At 67.5% G+C, this 449-nt stretch carries 1 protein-coding gene; it reads left to right on the top strand.

Translation table 11 applies throughout. The features are described from left to right. Positions 1-449: MFS transporter (locus QK290_RS18560; RefSeq protein WP_282332137.1), on the top strand; the 449-nt coding region annotated here is incomplete at both ends.

The raw sequence follows: 449 nt of genomic DNA on the forward strand, positions 1-449 counted from the left end.
CTGCGGCAGAACCTGGCGCAGTTCATGCTCCTCGTCGCCGTCAACGCCCTGGTCGGCGGCACTCTGGGCCAGGAACGCACCGTGCTGCCGCTGCTCGCCGGAGAGGTCTTCCACCTCGATGAGTACACCTCCGCCCTGACCTACATCCTCGCGTTCGGTCTGGCCAAAGCCGCCACCAACTACTTCGCCGGAACCCTCTCGGACCGTTACGGCCGCAGACCCGTCCTGGTCACCGGCTGGCTCATCGCCCTCCCCGTCCCCCTCCTGCTGATCTTCGGGCCTTCCTGGGGCTGGATCGTCGCCGCCAACGTAGTCCTGGGCATCAGCCAGGGCCTGACCTGGTCCACCACCGTGATGATGAAAATGGACCTCGTCGGCCCCGAACGCCGCGGCCTGGCCATGGGCCTGAACGAAGCAGCCGGCTACCTCGGCGTCGCAGGCACCGCACT

Origin of the sequence: Pseudarthrobacter sp. AL07 (assembly GCF_029960665.1) — a bacterium.
Taxonomy (GTDB): domain Bacteria; phylum Actinomycetota; class Actinomycetes; order Actinomycetales; family Micrococcaceae; genus Arthrobacter.